Annotated in this window: 6 protein-coding genes; 4 read left to right on the plus strand and 2 right to left on the minus strand. The window is 75.8% G+C overall.

All coding sequences use genetic code 11. The features are described from left to right. Positions 1 to 37: 37 nt before the first annotated feature. Entirely contained in the window at positions 38 to 1024 is a 987-nt protein-coding gene (locus ACOV8S_RS22155; RefSeq protein ID WP_448319694.1) for a BtrH N-terminal domain-containing protein, read from the minus strand. 171 nt (positions 1025 to 1195) lie between these two features. Here ACOV8S_RS22155 and ACOV8S_RS22160 point away from each other — a divergent pair, with 171 nt between their 5' ends. The 3 genes from ACOV8S_RS22160 (at position 1196) to ACOV8S_RS22170 (ending at position 3006) form a co-directional block, all read left to right on the plus strand. Beyond that, positions 1196 to 1408, plus strand: a complete 213-nt coding sequence (locus ACOV8S_RS22160; protein WP_448319695.1) for a hypothetical protein — start codon at positions 1196 to 1198, stop codon at positions 1406 to 1408. 142 nt (positions 1409 to 1550) lie between these two features. Further along, on the plus strand, positions 1551 to 2354 hold the full coding sequence (locus tag ACOV8S_RS22165) for an SGNH/GDSL hydrolase family protein (protein ID WP_448319696.1): 804 nt from the start codon (positions 1551 to 1553) through the stop codon (positions 2352 to 2354). 7 nt (positions 2355 to 2361) lie between these two features. Then, complete coding sequence (locus ACOV8S_RS22170; RefSeq protein ID WP_448319698.1) at positions 2362 to 3006, plus strand: maltokinase N-terminal cap-like domain-containing protein; 645 nt, start codon at positions 2362 to 2364, stop codon at positions 3004 to 3006. Positions 3007 to 3190: 184 nt separating this feature from the next. Here ACOV8S_RS22170 and ACOV8S_RS22175 read toward each other — a convergent pair whose 3' ends face one another. Next, complete coding sequence (locus ACOV8S_RS22175; protein ID WP_448319699.1) at positions 3191 to 4282, minus strand: winged helix DNA-binding domain-containing protein; 1092 nt, start codon at positions 4280 to 4282, stop codon at positions 3191 to 3193. Between the two features lie 185 nt (positions 4283 to 4467). On the opposite strand from ACOV8S_RS22175, the gene ACOV8S_RS22180 reads away from it, so the two are divergent. After that, the coding region (locus ACOV8S_RS22180; RefSeq protein WP_448319701.1) for a biotin carboxylase N-terminal domain-containing protein at positions 4468 to 4916 on the plus strand (449 nt) is incomplete at its 3' end.

The raw sequence follows: 4916 nt of genomic DNA on the forward strand, positions 1-4916 counted from the left end.
GGGCCGGCGCGGGCGGCGGCGCCGTGGCGGAACCGGGTCAACCGATGCGGACGAGCTGTTCCATGGCCTCCCGCTCCAGCCGGGAGAGGCCACGGAGCAGCTCCGCCGCCTCCGTCAGGTGCCGCTCCTCGCCCGTCCCGCCGGCCAGGGTGATCAGTTCGGCCACCCGTGTCCACCGGGCGGCCGCCTCGGTGTAGAGCCGCAGGCCCTCGCGCAGCGGGGCGCTGTCCAGCCGCTGGGCGCACTCGTCGAGGAAGTCGCGGTAGAGGTTGCGGAAGAGCGCGCCGCCGGTGCCGCCCTTCTCCATCAGGAGGGCGGCCTGCGGCAGGTCCCGCGCCGGGTCGGCGGCGCGGTCGAGCCAGGTCGGCGCCAGCTTGCCGGCCTTCTCGATGCCCCGGCGGCCGAGGTTGGCGATGGGCGGGTGGAGGAACGCCTCGGCGCAGGCGGTGATCGCGGGCACGATCCTGCTCCACGGGGAGGGCGCGTCCGCGGGGACGTCGAGGGTGAAGGAGCGGTGCCGGGCGGTCATCGGGCCGCGCTCCGCCCGGGCGGCGGCCAGCGCGTCCAGACCGGTGGAGACCGCGCCGCCCTGCTGGTCGGTGTCCACCAGGAGGGCGCGTTGCTCGTCGTAGCCGTAGAGGGCGACGACGTGTCCGCCGAAGTGGACCTTCGAGGTGAAGTAGTCGAGGTGGTAGCTGTCCAGCTGCAGCCCGACCGGACGTCCGTCGGCGAGGGCGGCCACCACGTTCTTCCACCCCGTGCGCGGCGAGGCCGTCTCCTGGACCCTCAGCTCCAGGCCGAGGTTGGCCGCCAGGTTCCTCGTGAGCTCGAACGGCTTGACCCTGCCCCCGAGGAACGGGAAGTCCATGTGCTTGCTGTCCCAGTAGACGAAGGACAGACCGGATCCCAGGCCGAAGAGCATGGGCTCCGACAGGTCGAGGTCCTGATGTCGCAGCAGGACCCCCAGGGTGGATGTCTCGCAGTGCCGCGTGCCGCGGGGTTCGATGTCTTCGACGATGGTCACCCCGCCATGGTGCCCCGGGTCCGCGCGGTTCTCCGAGGCGCCGTCGCTCCCGTGGCGTGGGCCGTCGGCGCGCCGCCACGGCCGACGGCCCGGCCCCGGGGCACGATCGGGCTCACGGGTCGCCGCCGCGGACGGGTGCGGGGCCCGGAGCCGAGTGACCGAGGAGGACGAATGACCACCGACACCGTCGGCCGGTTCCTGCACGCCCTGAGCCCCGACCACCGCGCGGACGTCGAGCGGCGTCCCCGCGAGGAGCAGGAGCGTCTCGCCGACGCCTGGGAGGCCGAACTCGCCGACGACCGGGACCTCGACACGCTGAGCGAGCTCTCCGTCCCCGCCGCGGAGAGCGAGGCGGCGGCGCGGGTGATGCGCAAGCTGGGCTGATCGTCCGGCGTGCGTCCCCTCGGCGGCGGCCCGCCGGTGTCCGCAGCTCTCCCCCAGCCGTACGGGCGCGGGCGCGGGCGCGGGTTGATTCTCGGCGAGGCGGACACCAAGCTGGCTCCGCACAGCGAGGAGAGGACCGCCGATGACCGAGGCCGGGCACCCGTTCCGCCGTTACGTCGCTCTGGGAGACAGCCAGACGGAGGGCATGGGCGACGGTGACGACGCCTCGGGGCTGCGCGGTTTCGCCGACCGGCTGGCGGAGCGGCTCGCCGAAGGCGCGCCCGGCCTCGCCTACGCCAACCTGGCGATACGCGGGCGGGTCGCAGGGCAGGTGCGCGCGGAGCAGCTGGCGCCCGCGCTGGCCCTGCGCCCCGATCTGGCCACCGTGGTCGCCGGGGTCAACGACCTGCTGCGGCCGAGGTTCGACGCCGACGAGGTGGCCGGGCACCTGGAAGCGATGTTCGCGGCGCTGACCGCGGCCGGGGCGCGGGTCGCCACGGTCACGTTCCCGGACCCGGCCGGGATGACGCCGCTGGGCCGGGCGCTCACCCCACGGGCCCTGGCGCTCAACGAGCGCATCCGCGAGGCGGCCCGGCGGCACGGGGTCGCGCTGGTGGACGCGGCCGGGCACGCGGTGATCACCGACCGCCGGCTGTGGAGCCCGGACCGGCTGCACGCGAGTCCGCTCGGCCACGAGCGGATCGCCGCCGCGCCGGCCCACGCGCTGGAGCTGCCGGGCGGCGACGACGGCTGGACGCGCCCGCTCCCCCCGGCGGCCGCCGCGCCGCCCGTCGGCCTGCACGCCCTCACCACCGAGCTGCGGTGGCTCGGCTCCTTCCTGGGGCCCTGGCTGGTCCGGCGGCTGAAGGGACGGTCCTCCGGGGAGGGCCGCACCGCGAAACGTCCACAGCTCCTGCCGCTGCGGACCACACCCGGACTGGAATGATGACGCCATGTCAGTCATTCACCGAACGACGATGGCTCCCACGAAGGTGGAGCTGCTGACCGCGTGGCTGCCCGGCCGCCCCTGGTACCGGGGCACGGGGACTCCACGGCTGGAACCGGCCGGTGGTTTCCGGCTCGACGATCCCGCCGGGGAGGTGGGCATCGAGTTCGCGGTGCACGAGGACGCCGACGGCACCGTGTACCACCACGCGATGACCTATCGCGGCGCGCCGCTGGAGCGGGCCGAGGAGGCGTTGATCGGCACCACCGAGCACGGGGTGCTGGGCACCCGCTGGGTCTACGACGCGACCCGGGATCCGGTGGCGGTCGAGCAGGTCGTGGCGTTGCTGCGGGGACGCGCGGTGCCGCAGGCGCAGAGCGAGAGCGACACCCCGGACACCTCGGTGGTGGCCTCCTACGGTGGGCCGCTGCCGGGCGGGGTGACCGGGTCGCCGTCCGTGGTGGACGGTGAGAGATGGACGGACGTGCTGCTGGACGGAGTCACCCTGCGGGTGCTGCGGGTGCTCGAGGAGGCGCCGGAGGGCGGGACGGCCGGTCTGCTGCCCTCGGGCGTCACCGCGGGCTGGACCGGTGGGGGCGAGCCGCGGCGCGGGGCCTTCGTCCGGGTGCTCCCCGCCTCCCTGCCGGTCTGACCTCGCTGCCGGTCCGACCCCCATGCCGGTCCGGCCTCCCTGCCGGTCCGGCCTCCCGCCCGCCTCCTGCCCGCCGCCCGCCGTCGCTCGGCGGGCGGCGGGACCCGGCGCGAAGCTCGGACACCGAGCCGCCACCTCGCCGCGTCTCCGTGTCGACATGTCGGCGTGTCACCGCGTCATCGTGTCACCCGGCGGCGGTGAACCGGATGTCGTGGCGGTCCGCGTCCCCCGCGGCGAAGCGCAGCAGGGCGGCGCCCTCCTCGGCGGCCTCCTCCCGCTGCCGCCGGGTCAGGGGTGCGGACAGCCGCACGGTGAGGACCGCACGGCCGTCCGTCTCCCTGGTGAGCGACCACCCGCCACGGACGGAGCCGTCGACCAGGAAGGCCGGCTCCCCCGGCGGGTGGCTGACCGGTTCCGCCCCCGACAGCCGGGAGCGGCCGGCGTGGGCGAGGGCGGCGTCGTCCCCCGCGGCCAGGAAGCGCACCGGGACGGGCAGGTCCTCGGGCGGCAGCGGCGCGTCCGGCACGTCGAGCAGTTCCTCGCCGTCCTCGCCGCGGAACGCCCGCAGGGACGGCCGCAGGTCGTCGACCACCTCACGCAGCCCGCTCACGCCGCTCCACGCCTGGACGTCCTCGACGGTGGCGGGTCCGAACGCGGCCAGGTGGCGTGTCACCAGCCGTGCGGGGTCGGGCCGGCGGTCGAGGGACCGGCCCAGCCACTCATCCGCGAGGACGAAGGCGGCCAGGCCACGTCGCCCCCACAGGCCGGACGGCGGCGGGTGGAGCACCGGCAGCAGCGTTCGCGTCGAGCGGGCCAGGGCGACCGGGTCCCGTCCCGGCCAGCGGGCGGCGAGCGCCCGGCCCAGCTCGGCACGTGACATCACCCGGCCGACCAGCAGAGCCCTTGCCTCGGCGGCGAGTTGCCCGCTGTCCACGCCTGCTGTACACCGGCCGAGGACCCGCTCGCGTCTGCGCCGCAGCATCGGCTCCAGGGTGGGCCGCAGCCAGAGGTAGTCCTCGGCGGTGACCAGGTACCGCGCTCCGCGGTGCAGCGAGGCCCGCACGACGGCCCGCAGGTCCAGCAGGGCGGCGAGGTGCTCCTGGCGGAAGCCGTCGACCCGGTTCCACAGGCCGATGTACGGGGGTTCGCGGTGCCGGGCGTGCACGCCGGCCAGTCGCTCGACCATCGCCTCGACGGACAGCTCGGCCCGCTCGTGGAGGGACTGGCGCAGGAGGGTGGCCCGGTCGAGACGTCGGCGGGTCAGGCGTTCCTTCATGCGGCCAGCCTGCCGCCTGCGGAGCCGGGTTCCCGTCCCGCCGACCGGTGTGACAAATGACGTCGTGCTGCTCGGGACGCTGTACGGCCGCACATTGCTTCCTCGCCGGGGCCCGGAGAGCATGGCGGGGCCGGTCGATGATGTTCGTCGCGCGGGGTCGGCCGCGCGGTCCGTGAGGAGCGTTGATGGGGTCTGCCGCCGTACTGGTCGCCAACCGCGGGGAGATCGCCGTGCGGGTGCTGCGCGCTGCCTCGGAGCTGGGGTGGCGTGCCGTCGCGGCGCACGCGGAGGGCGACGAGGCCCATGTGGCCGCGGCGGACGAGGCGGTGGCGGTCCCGGGCGGCTACCTGGACGCGGCGGGACTGGTGGAGGCGGCGCTGCGCACCGGCTGCGGCTTCGTCCACCCGGGGTACGGATTCCTGAGCGAGGACGCGGAGTTCGCGCGCCGGTGCGCCGAGACCGGCCTGGTGTTCGTGGGTCCGGCGCCCGGGGTGCTGGAGGTGTTCGGCGACAAGGCGCGAGCGCGGCGGCTGGCCTGCGAGGCCGGGGTGCCGGTGCTCGAGGGCACGGACGGCGGGGCGGGCGTCGAGGAGGCGCGCGCCCTGCTGTCGGGCGGGCCGGTGATGGTCAAGGC

It is taken from the genome of Streptomyces sp. CO7 (genome assembly GCF_053474865.1).